Here is a 25,569-nt window from a genome sequence, read left to right on the forward strand (position 1 = left end):
GACAATAACATCGCCGAGCGCGCGATGCGCTCGGTTGCCATCGGCGGAAGAACTGGCTGTTCGCTGGCTCCAGGGTTGGCGGCGAGCGTGCCGCCGCCATCTATTCCGTCATCGAGACGGCCAAGCTCAATGGCATCGAGCCGCAGGCCTACATCGCCGACATCATCGAGAAGGTCGCCAGCGGATGGCCATCGAGCGCGCTGGACGAACTCATGCCCTGGAACTGGACAGCCGAGCCTGTGCCCGTCAGCCCATTTCTGTTAACAGGGCGGCATGACCGAGACCATCGCCCGACTGCGGATCAGCCTCGATGACATCGAACCCGAGATCTGGCGCATCGTCGACATGCCGCTCACCGGTAGCTCAAGATGCTGCACGATGTGATCCAGGCTGCGATGGGCTGGCAGGACTATCACCTCTGGCAGTTCGAAGCGGCGATCGGCTCTACGGCGTTCCCGACCCCGATTGGCCCGACCGTGATCTCGCGCCGCCGCCAGGAACGTCAGGCTCGGTGCGCTGATCGAGCGCGGGATCCGCGACCTGACCTACACCTATGACATGGGGGACGACTGGCGCCCACCCTCACCGTCGAGAGCGTCGGCCTCGGCGATCCCGACATCCATTACCCGCGTTTCGTAATCGGCGAACGCCGCTGCCGCCCGAAGATGTTGGCGGTTTCCCGGGCTTCGAGATGTTCCTCGACGCCATGGCGGACCCGTCGCACGAAGAGCATACGCATCTGAGGAGGTGGCATGGCGGCCGTTCAACGCAGACGATATCGACGAGCAGGCAATCGTGCGAAGGATGGCCGCCATCGCCAGGCGACGGCAGATCGGAAAAGCCGCCTACGCCAGAAACCGAAAGTCAGCCTGACAAGGCGGCCTTCACGCACCGCTTACGATAAGCTCGCAGATTGTGGCATGGCGGACGTCATAAGGACCCTTCTCTCGGGACCAGTCCTCGGTCACTAATGCCGGGTCCGTATGCCGCACTTGTCGTTGGTGCAGCGGACGCCCATCCGGGCGGGATAGTAGCCATAGGAGCCAGCATGGTCGATCCAAGCGGACTTAGAGGAACATGCAGGGCACCGTGGAGGTTCCGGGCGGTAGTCCTCAGGGCCCTTAGGCGGCTCAGGACGGGCCTTCGTGAAGGAGGTGGCCCGCTTTACCTCAAGCTCCTTGATCGGCGTCTCTCGGCGCTCCCTGAGGAGTCTGCGGGCGACTTTCGGAGAGAAGGTCATCTTGGTTCTCCCGCGCCCTGAGTGTTCAGGTGGATTGCCAAGTTCAGGGCGTCGGGAAGGTTATCGAAAACTCCGTGGGTCTCAAACGACCAATCCCAGACTTCCCATGTCAGGCGGTCGGCTTCAGCTAGAGTTGCAGGCCCTTCTCCTTTGGCGGTAACAGGCACCGTGATTACGAAGTGAGGCCAAGCGCGAACGTCCTTAGGCAGCCTCACCATATCTTCCACCACGGACCCTTTTCGATCTTCTCGACGGCTTCCTTCTCCCAGCGGTCACAGGTCTCCCCGATGCCTACGATTGCTCGCTTGTCGGCGTTCGACTTGTCTAGCTGGCCAGCCTCGCGGTTCCCGAAGTCTACCCATGCGCCCGCTGTGGAGGTCTGAGGGAAGGTGGCGTGAGGCGTGTCCTTACCTAGGCCTGAGGCCGAAACCATCTCGCTGAAACACTGACTCGCAGGCCGGTCGGTCTGAATTACCGTCGTGCAGGCAGAGAGAGTCAATGCCAGCGCGGTGAAGATCAGGGTCGATTTCATCGCCCGCCCCCGGCGCGTTGTGGATGTCATTGGATGCGTTCTCCGTTCTGTCGTCTATGTCATCGACCTCGTCCCGGTGCCTGATGATGATCGTCGTGTTTTCCTTCGCGGCCCCTGCTTGGGACGTCGCCACGGCCTTGTCGGAACGGGCGTCAGCGGCGTCCTGTTGGACCGCTGCGGGCCGGAAGATCACGAACCAGACAGCCAGCCCGATGAGGGCGAGGGTGGCGACTCCGGCGACCGCTTTGATTATCAGCGAGGCCCCGGTGAGGGACGTTGGGATGTTCGGAAAATCCATCAGGCCACCGCCTCGAAGTCTCGATCAAACAGCGCGGCGTCTCGGGAGGTGATCCGGGTGATTGTCTGGCGGCCCTGTCGGAAGCGGACGCGGTACGCGACATCGTTACCATTGATGGCGAGGAGTTCGGCCTTGAGGCCATCCTTGCGGCGGCGGTGCGTTTGGATGAAGTCGGTCATTCGGTTTCCTTTCCGTAGGCTGCGCCGGTCACGCGGACGCCCTCGCGCAGCGTTGCGTAGAAGCTGGCGATGTCGCGGAGTTCGCGAATGGTGGCGTCCGACTTGAGCCGGTTGGCGCGGTTGCTGATGACGATGACGTTGCCGGGGACGTATCCGAGCTTGGGCCGGATGCGGTCGAGCGAGGGGCTGTGGTCCTTACCGCCCCGACCGCCTTTGGCGATGTAGATCGGGATGCCCAGAATAGGCATCACATTCGAGCAACTTTTCCGCGAGTTATCTGACAGTTAGGAATTTGGTCCTCGGCAAAAAGCCCTCAAAAGGCCCTCAAAAACCGTCTAATGCATTGGTTCGATGCCTTTTTCAGGACTCGGAATTGTCTCAGCGGCTTCGAATGGAAAGGTAGTTCAATGTCTCCTTTGCGCCCTCATGTCGGACGTTCAGGCTCTAACAAACGATCCCTGAAAGCCAACAGGTAGCTTGCTCTAGTTATGCGCACCGCTGATGTTCGATGATGGTTGGCATTGCGTTGATCCTGGCACAACCGGCGCTATTTATCCATGATGAGACAAACGTTGACGAAGCCAACGTCCTATGCGCGTCCGTGGATAGTGGTTCTGATCATCATGAACGTCTTTCTTCTCGCCGCCTCCGCAGCCCTCTTGATCAATCAATCCGCCCCGTTGGCCGAACCCCGCGTCGTCACTGCGCGGGGCGATCTTGGCGCGGATGAACGTGCTACAATCGATTTGTTTCGCAATGCGCGCGATTCAGTGGTGTTCATTTCCACCCGGCAGCGTGTGGCCGATTTCTGGACACGCAATGTCTATAGCGTGCCGCGCGGATCGGGCTCGGGTCTCGTATGGGACGAGGCAGGCCATATTGTGACCAATTTTCATGTCATCGAGGGCGCCTCCGAAGCGCAAATGCAGCTTGCCGACGGTCGCCAGTTTTCCGCCACGCTGGTCGGTGTTAGCCCACAACACGATCTTGCTGTCCTGAAAATAGGCGGTGCGGGCTTCACTGCGCCCGCGCGGGTGCCAATCGGGACAAGCAGCGACCTGCAGGTCGGACAGAATGTTTTCGCAATCGGAAACCCGTTCGGACTGGACTGGACCCTGACCAAGGGCATCGTTTCGGCGCTCGATCGTTCGCTGCCGAATGAGAATGGTCCCGACATCCGGCACCTCATCCAGACCGATGCCGCCATAAATCCCGGTAATTCGGGTGGTCCGCTGCTCGATTCCGCGGGCCGACTGATCGGGATCAATACAGCGATCTATAGTCCTTCCGGGGCATCGGCCGGGATCGGCTTTGCCGTGCCGGTCGATACGGTCATGCGCGTTGTGCCGCAGCTCATTTCCGAGGGGCGCTATACGCGGCCCAGCCTTGGCGTTGAAAGCGATGACGATATAAACGACCGGCTCAAGCGCGCCTCGGGGATCGAGGGCGTTTTTGTCCTGCGGGTCGATCCCGGGTCATCTGCAGAGCGCGCCGGTCTGGTTGCTGCCCAGCGCACAAGGCGCGGGGTCGCTCCAGGGGACATCGTTACCGCTCTGAACGGCAAACCCGTTTCCAGAGTCGGCGATCTGCTCGCCCGGCTTGACGATTTTCGGGTCGGACAAAGCGTCGAACTTACGCTGATGCGCGGCGGCGAAGAGCGAACAGCCAGGCTCGAACTCGAACCGGGAAGCTGATGCAAGAAGAAGGGCCGGTCCACTGGTAGGACCGGCCCTCACGGCTGCCATTAACCGGCGTTGATGGGGATTGTCTTGCGTCCCTTTGCCGCTTCTGCGGTACGCGGAACCGTAACGGTCAGAACACCATTACGGAAGGCCGCCTCGACCTTGTCCTCGTCGATCTGCGAAGGCAGGCCGATGCGACGTTCGAAGCGGCCATAGCTGCGTTCCGAATAGCCGCGTTCCTCGTCGCTGGTTTCGGACTTCTTTTCGCCCCGGATCACCAGCTGGTGATCGTCCAGGCTGATTTCGATGTCCTTTTCTTCCATGCCCGGCAACTCGGCCGTGACCCGGATTTCCTTGTCGTTTTCCGACAATTCGAGCCGCGGCCAGCCAAGGCTGCGTCCGATGGACGGCAGCGAGGGCATGGAAAACCCGCGAAACATGTCGTCGAACAAGCGATTGATATCCCGATGAAGCGACATCACCGGATGATCGACCCGCTCCTCCTGCCGGGGAGCGATGTCCTGACCCTGGCTTTTCCAGGGAATGAGATCGCGAATTGCCATCTCGACATTCCTCCTGTTTTCCGACTGGTTCAGGCAAGCTCCGTCAAGCGGGGCAGGTGCGGTGGCACCCACCCCGCCGAGGATTTGCCCGGTAATTGAGGCTTAGGCCGCCTTGTCTTCGGTCAGCTGCGGCGTGTCGTCATTGACATGCTCGCGGCTTCCGATGGCGATCTTGCGCGGCTTGAGCGATTCCGGGACGATCCGCTGGAGCGAGATCGTCAACATGCCGTGCTCGTAATCCGCATCGCGCACTTCGACATAGTCGGCCAGCTGGAACCGGCGCTCGAACGCACGGGCAGCGATACCGCGATGAACGAATTCAACACCGTCTTCGTCCTTCTCGGTCTTCTGACCGGAGATGACGAGCTGGTTCTGCTGTGCAGTGATGTCGATTTCGTCCGGACGGAAGCCGGCCGCCGCCAGGGTGATCCGGTAGCTGTCTTCGCCGGTGCGGACGATGTCGAAGGGTGGGTAGCCATCCTGCGTTTCGGCGCGGAAGCTGTTCTCGAGCGCATCGAAAAGCCGATCGAAGCCGACCGTCGAGCGGCGATAGGGGGTCAAATCAAATGCAGTTCTCATTTCCAAATCCTCCTTGTTGAGCAATCTGGGCATGAGAGGCGCCGGGAACCAAGAGCCGACGCCCTCTGTCCAACCGGACCCGTTATGGCATCCGGTATTAACGCAATTAGGAATCGCGCAATTGGTTTCAAGACCCGATAAAAATTTTTTATCGTCTTGTTTTCAGTGTTTTGCAAGAGAAAACCAGGCACACCGATAGAGGTGCGCCTGGCCTTCTTCCAGGAGAGAATATGATTGGATGCAGTCCGTTTACGCGGTCAGCCGATCGCTGCTCGCGTGATCGGAAGTCCAGCTTTGCATCTGGTCCTTGAGCGCCAGTTTGAGCTTCTTCAGCCGGGCAATCAGAACTTCGTCAGGCCGGGGTCGTTTGCTTTCCAGCCGGATTTCGTCCTCCAGCCGCGCATGTTCGCGTGAAAGATAGTCCAGATACCTGTCGGTCATTATCTACTCCTCTCTCATTCGACCGATTTTCCGATGTTGCCGCGTTTGAAGCCTGCCTCGCCCAGAACGGCGTGTGCAGGCGCCCGGGCAGCACTGCCGCCAGCGGTGTGCTTGAGGATGGGAGAGCGCGGGGTCACACCGCGCTCTCCTCATCGGATTAGAAGTCCATCGCCGGCATCGGAGCGGCCGTGTCTTCCTTGGGCAGTTCGGCCACCAGCGCCTCGGTGGTGATCAGCAGCGAGGCGACCGAAGCCGCATCCTGCAGCGCCGTGCGCACCACCTTCGCCGGATCGATGACACCCGACTTCACCAGGTCTTCATATTCGCCGGTCGCGGCGTTGAAGCCATGGTTGTAGTCGTCGCCTTCGAGCAGCTTGCCGACGATATAGGCACCGTCCTCGCCCGCGTTTTCGGCGATCTGGCGAGCCGGGGCGCGCAGCGCGCGGCGAACGATGTCGATACCCGACTGCTGGTCGTCATTGGCGGCTTTGAGCCCGTCGAGCGACTTCAGCGCGCGCAGCAGGGCGATTCCGCCGCCCGGAAGGATGCCTTCCTCAACCGCAGCGCGTGTGGCGTGCAGGGCATCGTCGACACGGTCCTTGCGCTCCTTCACCTCGACCTCGGTCGCACCGCCGACACGAATGACGGCTACCCCGCCAGCCAGCTTGGCCACGCGCTCCTGCAGCTTCTCGCGATCATAGTCGCTGGTGGTCGTCTCGATCTGGGCACGGATCTGGCTGACGCGTGCGTCGATATCCGCACGGGCGCCGGCGCCGTCGACGATTGTGGTGTTGTCCTTGTCGATGATCACCTTCTTGGCGCGACCAAGCATGCCGATCGTGACATTTTCCAGCTTGGTGCCGAGTTCCTCGCTGACCACGTTGCCGGCGGTGAGGATGGCAATATCCTCCAGCATGGCCTTGCGGCGATCGCCGAAGCCCGGTGCCTTGACCGCCGCGACCTTGAGGCCGCCACGAAGCTTGTTGACCACAAGGGTTGCCAGGGCCTCACCTTCGACATCCTCGGCGATGATCAGCAACGGCTTGCCCGACTGCACGACCTGTTCGAGCAGCGGAATCATGGCCTGCAGGTTCGACAGCTTCTTCTCGTGGATGAGGATGTAGGGATCCTCGAGTTCCACCTTGAGCTTTTCGGCGTTGGTCACGAAATAAGGCGAGAGGTAGCCGCGGTCGAACTGCATGCCCTCGACCGTTTCGAGCTCGGTTTCGAGGCTCTTGGCTTCCTCGACGGTGATCACGCCTTCATTGCCGACCTTCTCCATCGCTTCGGCGAGGATGCGGCCGACGGTTTCGTCGCCATTGGCGGAGATCGTCGCGACCTGCGCGATTTCGCTGTTGGCGGACACCTTCTTGGCGTGGTTTTCGAGGTCCTTGACCACGGTGCCGACGGCGAGGTCGATACCGCGCTTCAGGTCCATCGGGTTCATGCCGGCCGCAACTGCCTTGGCACCTTCGCGCACAATAGCCTGGGCCAGGACGGTGGCAGTCGTGGTGCCGTCACCTGCCTTGTCGTTCTGCTTGCTGGCGACTTCGCGCAGCATCTGTGCGCCCATGTTCTCGAACTTGTCCTTGAGTTCGATTTCCTTGGCGACAGTGACGCCATCCTTGGTGATACGAGGGGCACCGAAGCTCTTCTCGATCACCACGTTGCGGCCCTTGGGGCCGAGAGTTACCTTGACCGCATTTGCAAGCGTATCTACGCCGCGCAGCATACGATCACGCGCATCCGACGCAAATTTTACTTCCTTCGCAGCCATCTGGCCTGCTCCTTTCTCTTCTTTCGATTGAACTGAAGATCGGGTTGATTGCTTACGCCGCCTTCTTGAGCTCGGCGGTGGCTTCGATGATGCCGAGGATGTCGCTCTCCTTCATGATGAGCAGGTCCTCGCCGTCGATCCGCACTTCGGTGCCGGACCACTTGCCGAACAGGATGCGGTCGCCCGCCTTGACGGCAAGTTCCACCAGCTTCCCGGCATCGTCACGCGCACCCGGGCCGACGGCAACGACTTCGCCTTCCATCGGCTTTTCCCTGGCGGTGTCAGGGATGATAATGCCGCCGGCCGTCTTTTCTTCGGCCTCGATACGGCGAACCAGCACGCGATCGTGCAAAGGTCGGAAATGCATGCATAACCTCCATTACAAAGCGAAATGACTTACAGCGCCTTCCCCGGATGATCGGCGAGAGACTTTGGCGATCTAGTTTTGGCGAAAACGGCTTCAAGAGGTCCGAGCAAAATTTTTTGGCACTCACCGATCGCGACTGCCAATAGCCATTTTCCGTTCGCCTTATCAGGGTCTTGACGGTCTAAAATCGACTCACAAAATATCCCGAGCGGAGTAATCCGCGGTGAGTGACCAGCGGCAAGGCAGAAAGGAGGATGTTTCCATGTCGCAACCATTCGCACGCTACCTGCATCCCTTCGATGTAGCGCATCATCCCGCGCTTGAGCCCGAAGTGAAGCGAGCCATCCTGGCTTCCTGGGCGTCTGATCGGCATGCCGTCGAAAACCAGCCGGCGATGCGCCAGCCCCCCGAACTCAAAGGTCCGGTTTCCGTTGACGACGTATTCGCGGCGCTGCGCTCGCTCGACGGCCCGGACAGCCAGCCCACGCTGCAATGACCGATCGCGCTTTTCTGGTTCAGCTGGACGGATATGGGCTGACCACGGCAGAAATCTGCTATTTCATGCCGGATCACCCCTCGCTTGTGCAGATCTATGCATGGCAGGAATACGACGCAGCACCGGATTTTCCGGTGTTGTTCGATTTCCTCGCACATTGGCGGCGGGAGATCGAAGCGGAGATCAGGTCAGTCCGTATCGCACACGAAAAGATGATCCGGCCAGCGAGCTGGCGTTCTGCCGACGGGGTGATTTCTTGGGAGTAGTCCTGCCGGGCGATTGCGCCTGCAGGCTCGGATTCATGCTTATGGAAATGGAATGCTACCTAGAAATCTGGTAACCTTCGCCCACTTGATTGGCAGCTTTACCATTTTCTCGCACTGAAATCTGCCAGTCGGTGTCCGATCAAATCATTCATTGAGGTGGCAAGCTCGGAATTTATGCGGGCCTAGCTGCGGGCCCCGGCACCGGATGGAAACAGCTTTCTGATTACGCTGCAATAAATTGAGCGATCAGCGACGTAGCTTTTTCGGGACTAATTGTTCGAGCGTTTCAGCAGCCGGTTTGGCCCGGCCGAGCCCAATCCGGGCCTCGATCCCGAACGGGCGACCAGTTTCGAAATCGGCGGCAGCACCCGGCTCGGACGGACCCGGCTGTTCGGTTCGGTCTTCTACAGCAAGCTCGACGATGCGCTCGTCACGATGCGCACAGCCCAAGATCTCAATCGCCGGGAGAATATCGGTTCGGCCGACTATTACGGCGCGGAACTGGGTGTCGATGCGCAGTTCTCGCCGACGCTTCAGGCGGGGCTGAATTACAGTTACATCCATCGCAGTTTCGACATCGGGTCAGCGCCGCTGGGAGGCTTCGTCCGGGAGTTCCGGCTGACCGATGTTCCCAGCCACAAGGGTTTGTCTGGATGTCCTGGGAGCTGATGAACGGTCTAACGGTCCTGCCGAGCATCGAATTCGCATCTGGCCGCACCACAATGGAAGCAGCGACCGCAAGCGGCGATACGCCGGTCTGCTACGATCTCAAGGGTTATGTAACGGCTACGCTGCGCCTCGAATATTCAGTGAACGAGCATGTCACCCTTGGCATCGGCGCGCGGAACCTGTTTGACGAATATTATACGCTAACAGATGGATTTCCCGAGCCTGGGCGCAGCGTGTTCATGACCGCCAGGGGCAGATTCTAAGCCGCTTCTGTCTTCGGTTTCGTTGTAACGTTCGGTTATGCATCAGCCATTGTACCACGCTTCGCGGAGCACTAGGATTGACCCGCGAAATCAGATTGGACGGCTGCGAGAGAAGAGAAAGCTGCTGATGGGCTTGTGGCTCCACGCTGTGCCACAGGTTGAAGAGTCGCAATTCGAACAGCACTGATGCGGAAAGCGCCGCAGGCGTCAGACAGGTACGCTCGCAACCAGCCTCCTCGCAGAGGCGATCTGTACCCGACCAACTCATGTTCAGGCAGAGCGCCTTTCCGTTTGGACAGACCGACTACTGGTGACTAGCGGCCGTCATCGACACTCGCTATTAGTTGCGAACTAATCGCAATAAGAAAAATCAGGGGGGAGGAATCAGAAAGGACAGACTAATGACCCGCCATTTTCCGCCGCTGAATCTTGATGCGGTTGCCTGCCGTACAGTTATTGTCGAGGGGGCCCGGTGCTGGCGGAAAGCACGCGATACCGGACAAGCGGTACAGCCATCCCTCTACCAGATGTTCGTATTTCACGACTGTGAAATGCTTGCACCCGTATTCGATAGCCTGATGAGCCTGTGCGAAAATGCACTTGGACGGCAGGTCGTGGTTGGCAGTGCTGTGGCCTTGTCCGAAGACGAAACCATGCTTCTCGGCCTGCTCGACGGATCGATGCAACGATGTACGTGCATTGACTGCATGAATGAAACGGCGGCGAGTCTGGATTGTGCAATCAGTTCGACCCAGATCATGATCGGGACACCGACCTATCCATCCAACATGGTCCAATGAACCCTTGAGGCGAGCCAACCGGCTCCAACGACAAGACCTGATCCAGAACCATGTATATGATTGCGATCGATTTCGAAGCTTCCTGCCTGCCCCAACATGGTCGCTCCTATCCCATAGAAGTGGGCATCTCCGTAGACGGTCTTACGTCCCGATCCTGGCTGATCCGTCCGCATGTCAGTTGGGCGGACTGGACCTGGACCGAGGAAGCCGAACGTCTCCACCGTCTTTCGCAAGTCAGACTCTGGCGCGATGGACTCCCGGTCGAACGGGTCGCCGCGGAGCTTGCCGAAGCGCTGGGCGGAGCGCAGGTCATCGCGGACAATTTGATCGATGCCTATTGGCTCGAAACGCTTTACGAAGCAGCGGCGCAGCCTTGCCCGGTGGAGATCCAATGTATCGGCGAAATACTGCGGGAATCCGGTCTCAAGAGCGATGTCATCTTTGCCGCACAGACCCGTATCGATGCCCTGGGATTTGGAAGACATCGTGCCGGAGAGGACGCGCGCTGGCTGGCTGCGTTGCTAATGGAACTCGAGAAGCAGATGCAGGCAAGGGACCGGTCCTTGCTTCGGGCAACCCGCCCCACGGAATTGCTGGCCTATGCCAACACCTAGCAAATTGAATTAGCATGATCTGCGTGGAAACCAGGCCGACCGTCGAGGTAGATTGCCTCATTCAGATTGAACATCATTCTGTTCGAGGAGTTCAGCCAGGACAACCGCATGATTCACTCGGCTGTCGCGAGCGGCATAGAGCAAAGTCACATCGCCCTGATCGGCAAGATCGCACAGTTCGCTTACAGCTTCGCTATTTGCTTTCAGTTCCTCGCAGTAGCGATCGCTAAATTCCTCGAATCGAGCCGGATCGTGGTCGAACCATTTGCGCAACCCTGTGCTTGGCGCGATCTCCTTGAGCCAGAGATCGAGTTTCGCGGATTCCTTCGACACCCCCCTCGGCCAGATGCGGTCCACCAGCACCCGCTTCCCGTCAGTGCTTGCGGGAGCATCATAAATTCGCTTGATGCGAAAAGTGCCCATTATCGCCCGCCCTTGCTTCCCCGGTTGATCCACGCTGGCGGATCGCTTGCCGGAAAGGACTCGATCGAGGCTTCGTCGACCTCGTCGAAGAGTCCATCATTGAGCAATTGCCGGACCTGTCGAGCGATCTCCGCGACCAGTCCGTCGCGCACAGGTCTGTCAGTGGAATCCTGCCGGGACGCCACGCAGCCACAGAACCGCTCATCGACCACCTCATCGATCAGGTCGCTCAATTCGCAGTCTTCGGCCCGATAGCGCTCGGCGATGTGGCGAACGGCCTGCGTGAGCTGCTCAGGGTCGATCGGATCATCATATTCATGCGTCATGCCATTTGCTCCTGCTCTGGTAGGGCAAGGTGAAGTCGAGGCAGCGCCGGGAACGGACATGTCATTCTAGGCGAGGGTGAACATCGTGACCATGCCACCGATGGCAATGCCGAATGCCATCATCATGATACCGGCAATCCGCAGAATGTAGGTCAACGGATCGCTATTTTCGTTCACCGATGAGGCCGGACGCGGCGGCCGTCCGACGAGGCGCCTGACAAAGTCCTGCCGAAAAGCCATGGAGAAGCCGATCACGGCCAGGATCAAACCGAAGACATCGATGATCAGGACGTAGGCGGGCACGTCATCCTCCTTGCATCCCGCCCAGGTCACACGCGGCCAGTCCGCATTCGAGTCCGGCGATCAGATCCTGTTCGGCTTCGAGGCCGATCGACAGGCGCAGCAGACTGTCATTGATACCGGCGACCGCCCGCGCCTCGTCTCCCATGTCGGCATGTGTCATCGTCGCTGGGTGCGCGACGAGACTTTCGACACCGCCGAGCGATTCCGCGAGGGTGAAGAATTTCACATGGTCGATGAAACGGCGAACCGCATCGACGCCGCCTGTCAGTTCGAAACTCAGCATGGCGCCGAATCCGTCCTGCTGGCGCGATGCGATTGCATGCCCCGGATGCGTGAGCAGCCCCGGATAATGAACCTTGCTGACGGCCGGGTGCTGTTCGAGCCATGTCGCAACAGCCATGGCGTTGCTCTGCTGGACCTGCATGCGCGCGAACAGAGTGCGCAGCCCGCGCAGGGTCAGCCAGGCATCAAACGGTGCGCCGGCACTGCCCACGATATTGGCCCATTGGCGGAGATCCTGCGCTCCATCTGGATCAGCGGCAATGATTGCGCCGCCGATCACGTCGGAATGACCGTTCAGATATTTGGTGGTCGAGTGAACCACATAGTCAGCGCCAAGGGAAATCGGACGCTGGATCGCCGGCGACAGGAACGTGTTGTCGACGGCCACCGCCGCGCCTGCCTGCTTCGCCTTTGCGGCCAGCGGAGCGATGTCGACAACGCGCATCAGCGGATTGCTGGGCGTCTCGATCAGAACAAGAGCGGGCACCTCCTCCAGGCCTGCCGCGAACGCGGCATCATCCGACTGATCGACAAAGCGGACCGAACAGTGCCCTCTGTCCGCACGCGCCTTGAGCAGACGCATCGTGCCGCCATAACAATCATGTGGGGCAAGGATCAGATCGTCCGGCCCCAACCGACTGACCAAAAGGTCGAGCGCGGCCATACCACTCGATGTGATGACGGCGCTGGCGCCGCCTTCCAGTTTTGCGAGCGCCTCTGCCAGAAGATCGCGCGTTGGATTGCCACCGCGGCCGTAGTCATAGAGCCGTGGCTGATCATAGCCCGCGAATTCGTAGGTGCTCGACATATAGAGTGGTGGCGCGACAGCCCCATAGGCCATGTCTTCCGCGACGCCGAAGGCTGCCGCGACGGTCGCCGGATCGGGCGATGGCTTCCCGCGATCACTCATTGAACAGGCGCCCTTCCGTCACCGCGCGGACAATGCCGGCGCGGATAGTGAAATCCCCGAAATGCTCGCCTGCTTGACGCTCGCGGGCATAGCGGCCGAGTGCATCATCCAGATCTTCGAGAATCGCCGCCTCGCCAGCATTCTCGCGCACCATCCGATTGAGACGCTCGCCATGGAATCCGCCGCCAAGATAGAGATTATACTTGCCCGGCGCACGGCCCGTCAGCCCGATCTCTGCGATATAGGGCCGCGAGCAGCCATTGGGGCAACCGCTCATCCGAAGCGTGATCGGTTCGTCAGCGAGCCCATGGCGGTCGAGGATTGCCTCGATCTTCTCAAGCAGCGTCGGCAGGTAGCGTTCGCTCTCGGCCATGGCGAGGCCGCAAGTCGGCAAGGCAACGCAGGCGATCGCATTGCGGCGAAATGGCGAAACGTTGTCCTTCTCCAACCCGTGTTCGGCCAGCAAAGCGTCGATGGCGGCGCGGTCCTCGGTCCGAACGCCGGCGATGATGAGATTCTGGTTGGGCGTCAGGCGGAAGGTGCCGCGATGAATACGCGCGATATCGCGGAAGGCATCGAGGAGCTTCAGGTCGAGCCGGCCACTGCGGATGAAGACCGTGCGGTGATGGCGCCTGTCCGGCGTCGAATTCCAGCCATAGCTGTCGCCGTTCGAGGTGAAGGTGAAAGTGCGCGCGTCTTGGAACGGCGCGCCCATCCTCTGCTCGATCTCGGCCTTGATCCAGTCGAGTCCCTTGTCGTCGATGGTATATTTGAAACGCGCGCGCTGGCGATCCTTGCGGTCGCCATAGTCGCGCTGGACCGCCATCACCGCATCGGCGCAGGCGATGACGCGATCCGCCGGAACGAACCCGATGAGACTGGCGAGGCGCGGATAGGTTTCGGGCGCCTGATCGGTGCGGCCCATCCCCCGCCGATGACGACATTGAACCCATCCAGCCCATCTGACCCGCCAATGGCAATGAAACCCAGGTCCTGCGCATAGACGTCGATATCGTTGGAGGGCGGCAGCGCGAAGCCGATCTTGAATTTGCGCGGCATGTAGGTCCTGCCATAGAAGGGTTCTTCCGGCCCGGACGAAGCCACGCGCTCGTCGCCATACCAGATTTCGTGGTAGGCGCGCGTCTTGGGGATAACATGGTCGCTGACCTGCTTGGACATTGCCGCCACCTCGGCGTGGAACTCAGAACTTTGCGGATCGACCGTGCACATCACCCCGCGGCTGTCGTCGCCGCAGGCAGCGACCGTATCGAGCAGCGTGTCATGCAATCCCTGGATGATCGGCCGCAGACTGTCTTTCAGCACCCAGTGGAACTGGAAGGTTTGGCGGGTCGTGATGCGCAGGGTCTCGCCGCCATGCGCGCGGGCAAGCTCATCGAGTTTCAGCCACTGCGCCGGGCTGCAGACCCCACCCGGCAGGCGCACGCGGATCATGAATTGATAGGCGGGCTCCAGCTTCTGGCGGCGGCGCTCGTCGCGCAGGTCACGGTCGTCCTGCTGATAGATACCGTGAAACTTCATCAGCTTGACATCGTCGGCCGATGGCACCGCTCCGGTTATCCGGTCGAGCAGGCCCTCGGCGATGCTGCCGCGCAGATAGTCGCTCCTGTCCTTCATGGTCTCATCCGGCCCAAGCCGCTCGAGGGGCTGGGAGAGGTCGCGGCTGCGGTCGATGGTGTCGGTCGTCATGGGTCGGGCCTTCAATAAACGTCGCGCTGATAGCGGTGGTCGGACTGGAGCGAGCGGACATAATCCTCCGCTGCCTCGCGGCCGGTGCGGGCTTCGCTCACGACAATGTCGATCAGAGCTTCGTGGACATCGGGTGCCAGATTGGTCGCATCGCCGCAGACATAGACGTGTGCGCCTTCCTCCAGCCAGGCGAAGATGTCGCGGCTTTGCTCCTTCATGCGATGCTGCACGTAGACCTTGTCATTGCCGTCGCGCGAGAAGGCGACATCCATCCGTCCGAGCGTTCCGTCTTTCAGCCAGCCCTGCCATTCGGTTTGGTAGAGAAAATCGGTGCGGAAATTGCGTTCACCGAAGAACAGCCAGCTCTTGCCTCCTGCCCCGCGCACTTCCCGCTCCTGCAGGAAAGCCCGGTATGGCGCGACGCCGGTGCCGGCACCGATCATGATGATCGGAGCATCATCACCCGGCAGGCGGAAATGCGGATTGCTCTGGATATAGACCGGCAGCACTGTGTCGGGCTCGGCGCGATCCGCAAGCAAGCCCGTCGCCACGCCGCAACGTGGTTCGCCATGCAGGTCATAGCGCACCGGGGCCACGGTCAGATGCGCTTCGTCCGGGGTGGCAGCAAGGCTGGAGGCCAGCGAATAGAGACGCGGTTGCAGAGGGCGCAGGGCGGAGACGAAGCCCTGCGGCATCACGTCCGTCACCGGGAAGCGGCGGATGATGTCGATGATATGGTGGGTGTGCAGGAAAACCGAGCGGTCGCCGGAGCGATCGTCCTGCAGCAACTGCTTCAGCGCGTCGGCCTCGCTGAGCAGCGCCCAGTAGTCGAGAAAGCGCGGCGTGGCGGTGGTGATCTCGAAACGGTGCGTCAGGGCATCGTCGAGCCTCACTGTCTGGCCCTTGTGCTCGAACTCGGCATCGGGTTGCAGCGCCAGCATATCGATCAGTGCCGCGACGACTGCCGGATCGTTACTCGCTGCGAGGCCAAGCGCATCTCCCGGCTCATAGGCCAGCCCCGAGCCTTCGAGCGAGAACTCGATATGGCGGGTCTCCTTGGTCGATCCGCGTCCGACGATGGCGATATTGTCGATGACAGGCGCGGGGAATGGATTGCGCTTATCATGGACTACCGTGGATGCAGCGGGCGAAGACACCGCAACAGCGGGAACCGTTGCCAGTTTCGCTTCCGCGCCAATCTGTTCGATGATCGCCCGGGTCCAGGCTTCGGCCGCTTCCTCATAATCGATGTCGCAATCGACGCGGGGCGCCAGCCGTTCGCCACCGAGTTCCTCGAACCTGCGGTCGAGCCGCTTGCCGGCCTCGCAATAAAATTCGTAGGTGGAATCGCCCAGCGCCAGCACGGCAAAGCGCTTGCCCTCAAGCTTTGGCGCCTTGCGCCCTTCGACAAATTCGAAGAAGCCCGTCGCCGGTTGCGGAGGATCGCCCTCGCCATAGGTGCTGACGATAATCAGCACGTCCTCTTCCTGGGCGAGTTGCCGCACCTTGTAGTCGGCCATGTCGGAGTGGTTGCAGGAGAGCCCCTTTCCCTTCGCCGCCGTTTCCAGAGCACGCGCCAGTTCGGCGGCGTTGCCGGTTTCGGTGCCATAAAGGATCGTGAGCTTGCGACCCACGCTCTGCATGGGGGACACGGCCTGCGACGGGGGCGATCGCAGGCCGGCCTCCAGCCCGGTGAAATAACCACCGAGCCAGCACGCTTGCGCCGGGTCGAGCGATTGGACGAGCTCTTCGACCAATCGCCATTGTTCAGGGGTCAGGGCGACCCCCGATACGTCTCTCGCCGTCATTCCTGTCTGTCCTCGACGATTGCGCACTCGTCGCAACGCGGCGGCTCGAGCGATAAATATCCTCGAAGGGCGCGGTCAGAGGCGATTCACTTCAATGGCGCAATTGTCCCGCAAGACATGCCATAAGACAAACGAATGTTATTGGATATTTAATGCAATATAATTGCTGTTATTCGTCTATCGGCATTCATTCGCCGAGATGATGAAGTATGTCGCTGAGCAGAGGGCGTATTCGCCGAATTTCCTCGCGATGCGCCATCGAAAGCGCCGCCAGCAGATCATGGGCCCTTGGTGTAAGCTGCAGCAAGGCGCGCCGCCGATCGTCCTCGGCTACGTGACGCGTTACCAGCTCCATTGACTCCAGACGGTCGATCAACCCGGTAACGCTATGCGGCTTGAGAACCAGCCGCTCGGCCACATAGCCGATCGTCGGCTGATCCGCCTCGCTTCCCCGGATTGCCAGCAAGGCCTGATGCTGCTGCGGCGTCAGTCCGACATCGGCCGCGCGCGCCTCGCTGAAGCCGAGAAATTCCCGGATCGCATGCCGGAACGAGGCCAGTGCAGCGTAGTCTGCATCAGTGAGCGGCGCGCCCTTCGCGGTCATGGCATCGTCCCGATTGAAAAATATCGCAATGCGATATAACCGCCCCCTTCGAACTTCGAAAGGCAAGAATTTTCAATGTCGCTTACGCCACCCCGCGTTGTCGAAACGCACCAGTTGGGAGATCATAGTGTCGATCTTCGCATGCCGCTCCTGGCACTCATGGCGCTTGCCGTCGGCACGGGCGGCGCGCTGGGCGCCTGGATATTGCTCAAGCTGATCGCCGTTGCCACGAACCTCTTCTGGTTCGGCCGGCTGTCCGCCGATCATGCCCTCATCACCGATGCCTCGGTTGGATTGATGGTCATCGCCATACCCGTGATCGGCAGTCTTATCGTCGGCCTGATGGCCCGGTTCGGGTCGGACAAGATCCGCGGACATGGGATTCCAGAGGCGATCGAGACCATCCTGTTCGGCGAAAGCCGGCTGTCGCTGAAGGTTGCCCTCTTGAAGCCGCTATCGTCCGCGATCTCGATCGGCAGCGGCGGCCCATTCGGCGCGGAGGGGCCGATCATCATGACCGGCGGCGCCCTGGGATCGCTGTTCGCGCAATGCTTCCATCTCAGTGCCGCGGAGCGCAAGACGCTGCTGGTCGCCGGCGCAGCCGCCGGCATGACGGCCATCTTCGGGACACCGCTCGCGGCCATTCTGCTTGCGGTCGAGGTACTGCTGTTCGAATGGAAGCCGCGCAGCTTTGTGCCGGTTGTCGTGGCGACAATAGTGTCCTTCGCTTGGCGGCCGTATCTCATCGGGGCAGGACCGATGTTTCCCATGATCGCCGCCCTGCCCGGTACGGGCTGGCCCTTGCTGGCGTCAGCGGGAATCGGGCTTCTGACGGGTCTGGAGGCGCTCCTCCTGTCCACTTCGCTCTATCGGATCGAGGATCTCTTCCACAAACTGCCGGTTCATTGGATGTGGTGGCCGGCGATCGGCGCGGTCGTCGTAGGCCTTGGTGGACTGATCGACGCTCATGTGCTCGGTGCCGGTTATGCCAGCATCGATGCGTTGCTGGGCGGCTCGCTGACGCTCAGGGTCGTCGGCGCGCTGTTGTTTGTGAAGGCGGTCGTATGGTTGGTGGCACTCGGGTCGGGGACATCGGGCGGCGTGTTGGCGCCGCTCCTCATTCTTGGTGGCGCGACCGGTTACTTAGCCGGGTCGTTTCTGCCCGGCGATGCCGGGTTCTGGGCGATGATCGGCATGGCTGGTATCATGAGCGGCGCGATGCGTGCGCCGATGACGGGCGCGGTCTTCGCTGCCGAGCTGACCGGTCATTTCGATGCTCTGCCCAGCACCATAATGGCCGCTGGAACAGCATATGCCGTCAGCGTGCTCCTGATGCGACGCTCGATCCTCACCGAGAAGATCGCCCGTCGTGGCCGGCACATCTTGCAGGAATATACGGTCGATCCTCTCGATTTGTTACAGGCGGGACAGCTGATGACACCAGCACCGCAGACTCTTCCTTCCACTATGACGGTCTCGGATGCGCTCGATTTTTACACCGCGGACGCCCGTCATCGCAGCCATCCCGTCGTCGATCATGAAGGGCGACTGGTTGGTCTCGTGTCGCGTACGGATGCCCTTCGTTGGCAAGCGGATCACAGTCCAAGTCGAATTACACTTGGCGAAGCCATCTCGGACGTGGAGCAACCTGTTGCCTATCCCGACACGCCGGGCGGTGTTGTTGCCGATCTGATTATCGAAACAGGTATCGGGCGTATTCCGATCATTGAGCGGGAAAACCACAAGGTGATCGGCATTCTCTCGCGCCAAGATCTGCTCAAAGCCCGAAGCGCGAACCGCATCGCGGAAACGGGGCGGAGCCGTCATGTCGGACGTCGCGCCGTTAGGATCGCTGACCGCAATGAAACAGGAACATCGGCAGGGCCGGGGTGACTGGTGACTGCCTACCCCTTGTCTGACGCTCTCGCCGCCCTTCGGACAAGATCAATCACAAGCGACTGCGAAACCAAAATCTCAGTGCCCCCGGTGTGAAGGCAATGTCAGTTGCCAGCGGATCGCCGCGCCTCGCAATACAAAACCTGCGAGGAACCCGGCAGCCGATGGCCACGGCGCGGGCACGTTCATTGTTGTCAGAAGAACGAACAGGAATGCTGCGAACAATGCTGCGGTTACGTATATTTCCCTGCGCATCAATACCGAAGGAACGCCTGCGGTTATATCACGGATGATGCCGCCTAGACACGCGGTAGTGACCCCTGCGGCGATTGCTGGAACCGGCGGGAAACCCGCCTCGAGCGCCTTTCCAGCTCCATAGACCGAGAATGCGGCCAACCCCGCAGCATCGAGCCATTCAAGCGCCCGCTCCGGCCACCAGCGTAGCGGGATGGCCCACACCAAGACCGCGACGATACAGCACAGGATGACGGGCTTTGCATCTATCATCCAGAAAACGGGTGCATCGATCAGCAGGTCCCGCAAGGTCCCGCCGCCAGCAGCTGTGATGAGGGCAAAAAAGCACGCACCAATAAAATCCAGACGCTGGCGCGCGGCCGCGAGCGCTCCCGAAGCGGCAAAAACGGAAATGCCAGCCAGGTTCAGCCACACAAATAGACTTTCGATCGGCAAATTCATGATATGCACTCAATTTGGAACCGAACTTGCGCCTAGCGGGCCATTATTGCTCCATCTTGCGGCGTTCCAGAAATGTTTCCGCCTTGATGATATTCTCCCGGTGCCTGTCCGACATCTCCTTGAGCTCCGCGTGAAGAGCATCGTCGCGAATGCGCAGTATGAGCTTTTCAAGTTTACGGACCACCCAGAGCTGACCGCGATTGAGAAATGCAAGTCGCTCGAGCGGTTCGGCAATGGCCATGGCTTTGCTGCGGAAGGCGCCGGTCTTGCGCGAGGGTGCACCACCAAGACGCCTGATCTGCCGCGTGAGCATGGCGCACCAATGCGCCTCGTCCTTGCGCACGTGTCGCATCAATTCCGTGTAACCTGCCGGATCCTTCGCCTTGCTGCTGTCCAGCGCGACACCGGCACCCGCGCGCTCGGCTTCGAGCAGTTCGTTGAGTGCCGCCAGGATCTCGTCGCGGTCGGCATAACCCATATAGGCATCGGAGGCTTCCGAGGCGTAGCAGACCGGAGAAGAAGGCTTGTTCGTCATACCGCAATTTTCGCTGCGTCATGAAGGCCAGCTCGAATGCGGTCCATGACGCCCGGATCCGCTTTCGTGGAATGCACTACATAGGCGGAATAGGAAAATTCGGGGCTTCCGGGAACCAGAGTCAACCGCCCTTCTTCAAGATAGCTGCGAATAAACCCCTTGCGGAAATAGCCGCTGCCGCCGGTGGCCAGGATGTATTCCAGAGCCAACGGGCCATAGCTGATCGAAAGCACGGAATTGGGCTGATCAGGAAAAGCCGCGTGATAGTTGGCGGCGAACTCGTCCCCCCAATCGATCTCGACATGATCTTGCGGCTTCAGTTCGGTTGTCGTTGGCGTTGTCCTGGCTAACACCAGTTTTTCCTCGAACAGCAGTTCGGCGATGACGCCGGGCCGACTCGGGGCCGCGTAGATGACCGCAAGATCGAGAGAGCCATCCTGCACCTGGCCCATCAGGCGCTCCGACGTATCGATCTGCGTGCGGATCGCGATCTCGGGGCATTCGCGCCGCATCCACAAGAGCCAATGCCGCAAAAGCGGATTCCATAGGCTGAGCTCGGCGCCCACCGATATGACAGTCTCGCGGCCCGGCGGCAAGGCAACAGCGCGCTGCGCGCGCGCCCAGACCTGAACCAGCGTGGTGGCAAAGCGCTGGAACTGCTCACCGGCTGGGGTCAGCTTGGCGCCTGCTTTGTTGCGAATAAAAACAGGCCCGTCGAGTTGCTCTTCGAGAACACGGATACGCGCGCTGACGGCCGTCTGGGTGAGATTGAGATTGGCCGCTGCCCCAACGAAGCTACCGGTTTTCACTACCTCAAGAAATGTTCGGGCGACAGCGATATCCACGCAACATAATCCTTCATATCAACGCTCAATAATATTCGTTTGCCGAATGGATAGTAGCCGGACGAAGATGCGCAGACAAGGAGGCAGCGATCATACTGATAAGCTCGTCATGACGCGGATATATTCATGAAGCTCCTAGGCCCATTGCGCCCGGAGCCGGGCCCATCGGCGCGGGAATCCTGGTCCCTCGCCATATCGCTGGCGATGGTTGCAATCGGCTGTGCGCTCGGGCTCAATGTCTTTCACGAGAGGGGAGCGATAGGCGATGAGCTCCATTTAGCTGCGCTGATTTTCGTGATTGCCGTGCCGCTTGGAGCAATCGTTGCCGTTGTGCAGGAACGCCGGACCTATATTCAGGTGCACAAGAGCATTGGTCAGAGGGCTTACATATATCGTGTCTATAAGGAATGGCCTCATGACCCGCGTCTCGGAAAGGACGCCAAACGGGTATCCCGGAAGCCTGCCCAACGCCTCAAAAGGCGGAAATAATGCCTGCATCTAAGCGGGAGTCGCGAGCTTCATCAGGATGAGCCCACTCACGATCAGCACAGCGGCAACGATCCGCATCAATCCCAGCGGCTCGCCGAGCACCACTGCTCCGACAATGAACGCTCCGACAGCACCGATGCCCGTCCAGATCGTATAGGCCGTGCCAAGCGGCAGGGTCCGCATCGACCAGGCGAGCAGGCCGAAGCTGAAGAGCATCGCGACGAGCATGATCGCTGTCGGCAACGGGCGCGTGAACCCGGCTGACTGCTTCATCGCATAGGCCCAGACGATTTCGCATAGACCCGCAAGAACAAGAACGAACCACGCCACGGCAGCCTCCCATAGTGCCGCCGGGCCGTCCCGGACTTGATCACTTCGACAGAAGGCGGGAACGTGGTCGCCGCGCCGGGCAGATAGCAACGGATGTGACGCGCTTCAATGGGGGCTTCGCTGACCACAGATGCGCGAGCAAAATACAGCAATATCTTTGCGTTCAACTATAGATAACATTCGCTTGTTTGATAGACCTGACCAATTCACATTGCGTGCCAAGCTTACGAAGGAGTCTTCCAATGGTCATCCAGCTCGGGCAAATCGCCCCTGATTTCGAACAGGACAGCACACAGGGCCGTATCAGCTTTCACGACTGGCTCGGCTCGAGCTGGGGGGTACTGTTCAGTCATCCCAAGAATTTCACGCCGGTCTGTACCACCGAGCTTGGCGAGGTGGCGAAGCTGCGCCCCGAATGGGACAAGCGCAACGTCAAGCCCATCGGCCTCTCGGTCGATCCGGTCGAGGCGCATCACAAGTGGGAACTCGACATCGAGGAAACCCAGAGCGCGGCGCTGGATTTTCCGATGATTGCGGACCCCGACGCCCGGGTTTCATCCCTTTATGACATGATCCATCCCGAAAGCGATCCGACCGTCACTGTGCGGTCGGTATTCGTGATCGATCCGTCGAAGAAAGTCCGGCTCATCTTGACCTATCCACCCAGCACGGGGCGCAATTTCGCCGAGATCCTGCGTGCCATCGACAGCCTGCAACTGACCGACACGCGCAGTGTCGCAACGCCTGTCAACTGGTCGCCGGGCGAAGAGGTCGTGATTTCGCCCAAGCTTTCAGATGAGGAGGCCCAGCGCCAGTTTCCGCAAGGGTTCAGAACCCTGAAGCCATATTTGCGGATGGTCGACCTGCAAGCATCCGGGAATTAGCTGCGTTGGACGAAGGCACACCGGATGCGGATGTCAACCAAACGGACAGCAGCTCCGGCAAACTGTTTGCCCGCAATCGCGCTTGGGCGGAGGCTAAAGTCCGCGTCGACCCAACGTTCTTCAGCCGGCTGGTTGGTCAGCAACGGCCGCGATATTTCTGGATAGGCTGCTCCGACAGCCGGGTGCCTGCGACCGAGATTGTCGATCTCGATCCCGGAGAGATGTTCGTTCATCGAAACGTCGCCAATCTGGCGGTCGCGGACGATCCCAGTTTTGCGGCTGCGCTGCAATTTGCCGTGGAGGTTCTTGAGGTCAGCCACATAATGATTGTCGGTCATTACGGGTGTGGCGGCATACAGGCGGCGATGGATGGCGAGACCGACGATCACATCGGGCGCTGGCTCTCGCCGATCCGCGGGCTGTACCGGGACCACGTGCACGGCCCGACCGGTGATCGCGGCGACGCGGAAGCGCTTTGCGAAGCCAATGTCGCTGCGCAGGTTGCGACCCTCGCCGTCAATCCGATTATCCGGAAGGCGTGGACAGGTGGTCACGATATCACGCTTCACGGTTGGGTCTATGCGATAGGCGATGGCCTGCTGCACGAGGTCTGCGCCCCGGTTCAAAAAGCGCCAGGCGGCTCTCCTGATGTCTAACCTTAGCCGAGATAGAAGGATCTTTGGCAATCGACGTGATTAATCCCAACCGGTCCGCCTTGAATGCGGCCGTTAGGGCGTGCGCTGGCGCCAGCGCCGCCGATCGCCAGCTTGACGCCATCATCGCAAGCGCCGTCTTTCCAGCTCTCACCAGTCTGCCGGCGTTGGATACAGCAGTCTGGCGTCATAACGACGGCACACGTGTCCGGGCGCTGCGCTATTCGGGCTCGCGCGCCGCTGCGACAACACTTGTGCCGGCAGGCTGCTGGCTGGAAGACGGAGTCAGCGGCATCGCCAGGGTCTGCGGTGCCGATGGCGAGCGGGACGGAATTCATGCGGTCGGGGAAATAGCAATCTGCATTGCCGCCTTGAAGGCAAGGATCGATGTAAATTCATCCCGGGCTTGAAATACAGGAACTCCAGCGATCACAAGATAGGGTAGGGTCTCGATTTGAAGCTCGACTTCCAACCTTCTCCGGACCCTGGTTTCAGCTTTTTGGCATCAACAGGTTGGCATCACGCGCAAGGCGCCAGCTTCCGTCAGCTTCCTTTCGGAACAAGGTCAGGGTGTACCCGGCGCGCTGCACCGTCTCGCCGGTTGGCGAGGTGATAGTCAGGTCGATACGGTTGCGTGTGAACGCCCAGGTTCCCAAGACTTGCATCTCAACGATGTCGTTCGTCCCGTCAATCTGCGGCCGCGCTCCATCGGACTCACCAGCGGTTGCCTCGAATGCCTCTCGGCCAAATGGCACTTGGCCGGGAACCATGAAAATCACGTCTTCGGTCATGAGTGAAAGGACGGTAGCCGTGTCACCCGATTGGCTTGCCTCCATCCAGGTTGCGACGACCTGTCTGATCGCCTGTTCGTCTTCCGTCATTTTGATCTCCGTCCACGCACACGCCTCGGATTAAACAGTAATTCGAGCAACCCAGAAAAACTAGTGTTGCCATGGGCTTCCCGCTGTTAACCGGCTCCTGTCTCCAATTATTCAATCACAAAGTTCGCAATGGCCGCAATGATCCATCGATCTATATTATTGCTGAAAAGCCTATGGTCGAAGGCTTATATTCTTCTGACCATCACTGCGTTGTGCTGGGCTGGCAACGCGATTGTGGGGCGCGGCGCGCGCGAGTTGGTGCCGCCTGTCGCGCTTGCCTTTTGGCGCTGGAGCATTGCCCTCGTTCTCATCCTGCCATTTGCATGGCCGCACCTTCGCCGTGACAAGGACGTCATCTTGGCAAATCCGCGCATTCTGATATTGCTTGGCATATTGGGCATCGGCGCGTTCAACACGCTGCTCTATACCGGATTGCAGGACACAACCGCATTGAACGCGATGCTGGTCCAATCGGCCCAGCCCGTGCTCATCCTGCTCATCGGCGCAGCCATTATGGGAGATCGGCCGGGCTGGCGGCAATTTTGCGGTGCGACCGTGGCGTTGGCGGGCGTCGTTACGATCATCGGACGTGGCGATCTATCAATTCTGTGGAACCTTCGCCTCAATACCGGCGATCTGATCATCGGCGCCGCGGTGATATTCTGGTCACTTTATTCGGTGATGTTACAGCGGCGGCCAACTCTTCATCCGCTGAGTCTGTTTGCCGTTACGCTCCTGGTCGGGATTCTCGTCATCGCTCCGTTTTATGTATGGGAGATACTTTCCGGCCGGCAGATCATCGCTCAGTTAGGTAGTTGGCTGGCAATCGGCTATGTGAGCATCTTCCCCTCGCTGATCGCTTATCTCTTCTTCAATCGCGGCGTGGAGTTAATCGGTTCGGCTGCCACCGGCATGTACATGAACGTCTTGCCGCTTCTCGGAGCCGGACTGGCGATCCTGTTGCTTGGAGAGGAACTCTATCTGTTCCATGTCGCGGGCATGGCGTTAATCCTGGGCGGCATCCTTTGGGCAGGTCGCGGCCAAGCCCCTCTGGCGGCCGCTCCCGCGAAGCCGGTTGACCTCTCGGGGCGCATATGATGAGCGGCTTATGCAGACCCGTACCGGTCCGCGACAAGTGACTTCCGTATCGGGCTAAGCCTCATTCGTCGCCTGGTCGACCAATTGGATCGCCGGTCACCGCAACCCATAGGATATTCGTGGATACAAATGT

36 protein-coding genes and 1 pseudogene are annotated in these 25,569 nt (G+C 60.1%); 16 read left to right on the forward strand and 21 right to left on the reverse strand.

Features of this window, described 5'->3' with window-relative positions; translation table 11 throughout:
• Positions 1-152 precede the first annotated feature (152 nt).
• Genes AB433_RS21635 through AB433_RS20990 form a run of 4 tightly spaced genes read left to right on the forward strand, consistent with a single transcriptional unit; the run spans position 153 to position 904 of the window.
• Complete coding sequence (locus tag AB433_RS21635; RefSeq protein WP_342670058.1) at positions 153-314, forward strand: hypothetical protein; 162 nt, start codon at positions 153-155, stop codon at positions 312-314.
• A complete protein-coding gene (locus AB433_RS20980) occupies positions 274-384 on the forward strand; it encodes a plasmid pRiA4b ORF-3 family protein (protein ID WP_218916973.1) in 111 nt (36 codons plus the stop codon). The genes AB433_RS21635 and AB433_RS20980 overlap by 41 nt, the downstream gene beginning before the upstream one ends.
• An 11-nt stretch (positions 385-395) precedes the next feature.
• Positions 396-557 carry a plasmid pRiA4b ORF-3 family protein gene (locus AB433_RS21750; RefSeq protein ID WP_425389119.1) on the forward strand — a complete coding sequence of 54 codons (162 nt, stop codon included), beginning with the start codon at positions 396-398 and terminating at the stop codon, positions 555-557.
• Positions 554-904 (forward strand): IS1096 element passenger TnpR family protein, encoded by a 351-nt coding sequence (locus AB433_RS20990; protein WP_218916918.1) that lies wholly within the window; start codon positions 554-556, stop codon positions 902-904. Before AB433_RS21750 ends, AB433_RS20990 begins: the two co-directional genes overlap by 4 nt.
• 743 nt (positions 905-1,647) lie before the next feature.
• On the opposite strand, the gene AB433_RS04305 is transcribed toward AB433_RS20990, so the two are convergent.
• From AB433_RS04305 to AB433_RS04315, 3 genes are read right to left on the reverse strand one after another with little or no spacing between them, the layout of a single operon-like run.
• Positions 1,648-2,070, reverse strand: coding sequence for a hypothetical protein (locus tag AB433_RS04305; protein ID WP_047820073.1), 423 nt, complete (start codon positions 2,068-2,070; stop codon positions 1,648-1,650).
• Positions 2,070-2,249 carry a hypothetical protein gene (locus AB433_RS04310; protein WP_047820074.1) on the reverse strand — a complete coding sequence of 60 codons (180 nt, stop codon included), beginning with the start codon at positions 2,247-2,249 and terminating at the stop codon, positions 2,070-2,072. The genes AB433_RS04305 and AB433_RS04310 overlap by 1 nt, the downstream gene beginning before the upstream one ends.
• Positions 2,246-2,497, reverse strand: a complete 252-nt coding sequence (locus tag AB433_RS04315; RefSeq protein ID WP_053058975.1) for a hypothetical protein — start codon at positions 2,495-2,497, stop codon at positions 2,246-2,248. The genes AB433_RS04310 and AB433_RS04315 overlap by 4 nt, the downstream gene beginning before the upstream one ends.
• Positions 2,498-2,806: 309 nt before the next feature.
• On the opposite strand from AB433_RS04315, the gene AB433_RS04320 reads away from it, so the two are divergent.
• Complete coding sequence (locus tag AB433_RS04320) at positions 2,807-3,943, forward strand: S1C family serine protease (protein WP_245626578.1); 1,137 nt, start codon at positions 2,807-2,809, stop codon at positions 3,941-3,943.
• A gap of 50 nt (positions 3,944-3,993) precedes the next feature.
• Here the strand turns inward: AB433_RS04320 and AB433_RS04325 are convergent, their stop codons facing one another.
• The 5 genes from AB433_RS04325 to groES form a co-directional block, all read right to left on the reverse strand.
• Positions 3,994-4,494, reverse strand: a complete 501-nt coding sequence (locus AB433_RS04325; RefSeq protein WP_047820075.1) for an Hsp20/alpha crystallin family protein — start codon at positions 4,492-4,494, stop codon at positions 3,994-3,996.
• 102 nt (positions 4,495-4,596) lie between these two features.
• Complete coding sequence (locus AB433_RS04330) at positions 4,597-5,073, reverse strand: Hsp20 family protein (RefSeq protein ID WP_218916919.1); 477 nt, start codon at positions 5,071-5,073, stop codon at positions 4,597-4,599.
• Between the two features lie 249 nt (positions 5,074-5,322).
• Entirely contained in the window at positions 5,323-5,514 is a 192-nt protein-coding gene (locus tag AB433_RS04335; protein WP_047820076.1) for a DUF465 domain-containing protein, read from the reverse strand.
• A gap of 157 nt (positions 5,515-5,671) precedes the next feature.
• Positions 5,672-7,291: a chaperonin GroEL gene (groL, locus tag AB433_RS04340; RefSeq protein ID WP_047820077.1), complete on the reverse strand. Its 1,620-nt coding sequence runs from the start codon at positions 7,289-7,291 to the stop codon at positions 5,672-5,674.
• A 52-nt stretch (positions 7,292-7,343) separates the two neighbouring features.
• Positions 7,344-7,658 carry a co-chaperone GroES gene (groES, locus tag AB433_RS04345; protein WP_047820078.1) on the reverse strand — a complete coding sequence of 105 codons (315 nt, stop codon included), beginning with the start codon at positions 7,656-7,658 and terminating at the stop codon, positions 7,344-7,346.
• A gap of 262 nt (positions 7,659-7,920) precedes the next feature.
• Here groES and AB433_RS04350 point away from each other — a divergent pair, with 262 nt between their 5' ends.
• The 6 genes from AB433_RS04350 (at position 7,921) to AB433_RS04375 (ending at position 10,766) form a co-directional block, all read left to right on the forward strand.
• Entirely contained in the window at positions 7,921-8,154 is a 234-nt protein-coding gene (locus AB433_RS04350; RefSeq protein WP_047820079.1) for a hypothetical protein, read from the forward strand.
• Positions 8,151-8,420, forward strand: a complete 270-nt coding sequence (locus AB433_RS04355) for an usg protein (RefSeq protein ID WP_047820080.1) — start codon at positions 8,151-8,153, stop codon at positions 8,418-8,420. Before AB433_RS04350 ends, AB433_RS04355 begins: the two co-directional genes overlap by 4 nt.
• Positions 8,421-8,693: 273 nt before the next feature.
• Positions 8,694-9,089: a TonB-dependent receptor domain-containing protein gene (locus tag AB433_RS21520; RefSeq protein WP_047820081.1), complete on the forward strand. Its 396-nt coding sequence runs from the start codon at positions 8,694-8,696 to the stop codon at positions 9,087-9,089.
• A complete protein-coding gene (locus tag AB433_RS21525; RefSeq protein ID WP_047820082.1) occupies positions 9,089-9,352 on the forward strand; it encodes a TonB-dependent receptor in 264 nt (87 codons plus the stop codon). Before AB433_RS21520 ends, AB433_RS21525 begins: the two co-directional genes overlap by 1 nt.
• Before the next feature lie 401 nt (positions 9,353-9,753).
• On the forward strand, positions 9,754-10,152 hold the full coding sequence (locus AB433_RS20360) for a hypothetical protein (protein ID WP_156170670.1): 399 nt from the start codon (positions 9,754-9,756) through the stop codon (positions 10,150-10,152).
• 119 nt (positions 10,153-10,271) lie between these two features.
• The gene (locus AB433_RS04375; protein WP_218916920.1) at positions 10,272-10,766 is read left to right on the forward strand and encodes a 3'-5' exonuclease family protein; all 495 of its coding nucleotides are present in this window, start codon (positions 10,272-10,274) and stop codon (positions 10,764-10,766) included.
• Positions 10,767-10,823: 57 nt separating this feature from the next.
• Here the strand turns inward: AB433_RS04375 and AB433_RS04380 are convergent, their stop codons facing one another.
• The 8 genes and pseudogenes from AB433_RS04380 to AB433_RS04410 all read right to left on the reverse strand — a co-directional run bounded on the left by AB433_RS04380 (position 10,824) and on the right by AB433_RS04410 (position 17,129).
• The gene (locus AB433_RS04380; protein WP_047820085.1) at positions 10,824-11,189 is read right to left on the reverse strand and encodes a DUF488 domain-containing protein; all 366 of its coding nucleotides are present in this window, start codon (positions 11,187-11,189) and stop codon (positions 10,824-10,826) included.
• Positions 11,189-11,515, reverse strand: a complete 327-nt coding sequence (locus AB433_RS04385) for a hypothetical protein (protein WP_047820086.1) — start codon at positions 11,513-11,515, stop codon at positions 11,189-11,191. Before AB433_RS04385 ends, AB433_RS04380 begins: the two co-directional genes overlap by 1 nt.
• 66 nt (positions 11,516-11,581) lie before the next feature.
• Positions 11,582-11,818: a hypothetical protein gene (locus AB433_RS04390; RefSeq protein ID WP_047823286.1), complete on the reverse strand. Its 237-nt coding sequence runs from the start codon at positions 11,816-11,818 to the stop codon at positions 11,582-11,584.
• Position 11,819: 1 nt separating this feature from the next.
• Positions 11,820-13,010, reverse strand: a complete 1,191-nt coding sequence (gene metB, locus AB433_RS04395; protein ID WP_047820087.1) for a cystathionine gamma-synthase — start codon at positions 13,008-13,010, stop codon at positions 11,820-11,822.
• Positions 13,003-13,725, reverse strand: coding sequence for an assimilatory sulfite reductase (NADPH) hemoprotein subunit (locus AB433_RS21190; RefSeq protein ID WP_425389120.1), 723 nt, complete (start codon positions 13,723-13,725; stop codon positions 13,003-13,005). The genes metB and AB433_RS21190 overlap by 8 nt, the downstream gene beginning before the upstream one ends.
• A 48-nt stretch (positions 13,726-13,773) precedes the next feature.
• A pseudogene (locus AB433_RS21195) lies at positions 13,774-14,717 on the reverse strand (assimilatory sulfite reductase (NADPH) hemoprotein subunit); the annotation flags it as partial.
• Positions 14,718-14,728: 11 nt separating this feature from the next.
• Positions 14,729-16,525, reverse strand: a complete 1,797-nt coding sequence (locus tag AB433_RS04405) for an assimilatory sulfite reductase (NADPH) flavoprotein subunit (RefSeq protein ID WP_047820088.1) — start codon at positions 16,523-16,525, stop codon at positions 14,729-14,731.
• A gap of 187 nt (positions 16,526-16,712) precedes the next feature.
• Positions 16,713-17,129: a MarR family winged helix-turn-helix transcriptional regulator gene (locus AB433_RS04410; protein ID WP_047820089.1), complete on the reverse strand. Its 417-nt coding sequence runs from the start codon at positions 17,127-17,129 to the stop codon at positions 16,713-16,715.
• A gap of 75 nt (positions 17,130-17,204) precedes the next feature.
• On the opposite strand from AB433_RS04410, the gene AB433_RS04415 reads away from it, so the two are divergent.
• The gene (locus AB433_RS04415; protein ID WP_047820090.1) at positions 17,205-19,022 is read left to right on the forward strand and encodes a chloride channel protein; all 1,818 of its coding nucleotides are present in this window, start codon (positions 17,205-17,207) and stop codon (positions 19,020-19,022) included.
• 81 nt (positions 19,023-19,103) lie between these two features.
• Here the strand turns inward: AB433_RS04415 and AB433_RS04420 are convergent, their stop codons facing one another.
• The 4 genes from AB433_RS04420 to AB433_RS04440 all read right to left on the reverse strand — a co-directional run bounded on the left by AB433_RS04420 (position 19,104) and on the right by AB433_RS04440 (position 21,920).
• A complete protein-coding gene (locus tag AB433_RS04420) occupies positions 19,104-19,721 on the reverse strand; it encodes a trimeric intracellular cation channel family protein (RefSeq protein WP_047820091.1) in 618 nt (205 codons plus the stop codon).
• 43 nt (positions 19,722-19,764) lie between these two features.
• The gene (locus tag AB433_RS04425; RefSeq protein WP_047820092.1) at positions 19,765-20,256 is read right to left on the reverse strand and encodes a DUF6306 domain-containing protein; all 492 of its coding nucleotides are present in this window, start codon (positions 20,254-20,256) and stop codon (positions 19,765-19,767) included.
• Positions 20,253-21,101 carry a LysR family transcriptional regulator gene (locus AB433_RS04430; RefSeq protein WP_047820093.1) on the reverse strand — a complete coding sequence of 283 codons (849 nt, stop codon included), beginning with the start codon at positions 21,099-21,101 and terminating at the stop codon, positions 20,253-20,255. The genes AB433_RS04425 and AB433_RS04430 overlap by 4 nt, the downstream gene beginning before the upstream one ends.
• Positions 21,102-21,599: 498 nt before the next feature.
• The gene (locus tag AB433_RS04440; RefSeq protein ID WP_047820094.1) at positions 21,600-21,920 is read right to left on the reverse strand and encodes a DMT family transporter; all 321 of its coding nucleotides are present in this window, start codon (positions 21,918-21,920) and stop codon (positions 21,600-21,602) included.
• Positions 21,921-22,162: 242 nt separating this feature from the next.
• Here AB433_RS04440 and AB433_RS04445 point away from each other — a divergent pair, with 242 nt between their 5' ends.
• From AB433_RS04445 to AB433_RS04455, 3 genes are read left to right on the forward strand one after another with little or no spacing between them, the layout of a single operon-like run.
• Positions 22,163-22,804, forward strand: a complete 642-nt coding sequence (locus AB433_RS04445; RefSeq protein ID WP_047820095.1) for a peroxiredoxin — start codon at positions 22,163-22,165, stop codon at positions 22,802-22,804.
• Positions 22,805-22,809: 5 nt separating this feature from the next.
• The gene (locus AB433_RS04450) at positions 22,810-23,460 is read left to right on the forward strand and encodes a carbonic anhydrase (RefSeq protein ID WP_047820096.1); all 651 of its coding nucleotides are present in this window, start codon (positions 22,810-22,812) and stop codon (positions 23,458-23,460) included.
• 23 nt (positions 23,461-23,483) lie between these two features.
• The gene (locus tag AB433_RS04455) at positions 23,484-23,867 is read left to right on the forward strand and encodes a hypothetical protein (RefSeq protein WP_221403538.1); all 384 of its coding nucleotides are present in this window, start codon (positions 23,484-23,486) and stop codon (positions 23,865-23,867) included.
• Between the two features lie 81 nt (positions 23,868-23,948).
• Here AB433_RS04455 and AB433_RS04460 read toward each other — a convergent pair whose 3' ends face one another.
• A complete protein-coding gene (locus AB433_RS04460; RefSeq protein ID WP_047820097.1) occupies positions 23,949-24,338 on the reverse strand; it encodes a YybH family protein in 390 nt (129 codons plus the stop codon).
• A 159-nt stretch (positions 24,339-24,497) separates the two neighbouring features.
• Here AB433_RS04460 and AB433_RS04465 point away from each other — a divergent pair, with 159 nt between their 5' ends.
• On the forward strand, positions 24,498-25,436 hold the full coding sequence (locus AB433_RS04465; RefSeq protein WP_053058977.1) for a DMT family transporter: 939 nt from the start codon (positions 24,498-24,500) through the stop codon (positions 25,434-25,436).
• The last annotated feature ends 133 nt before the right edge of the window (positions 25,437-25,569 follow it).

Origin of the sequence: Croceicoccus naphthovorans (assembly GCF_001028705.1) — a bacterium.
Taxonomy (GTDB): Bacteria; Pseudomonadota; Alphaproteobacteria; order Sphingomonadales; family Sphingomonadaceae; genus Croceicoccus; species Croceicoccus naphthovorans.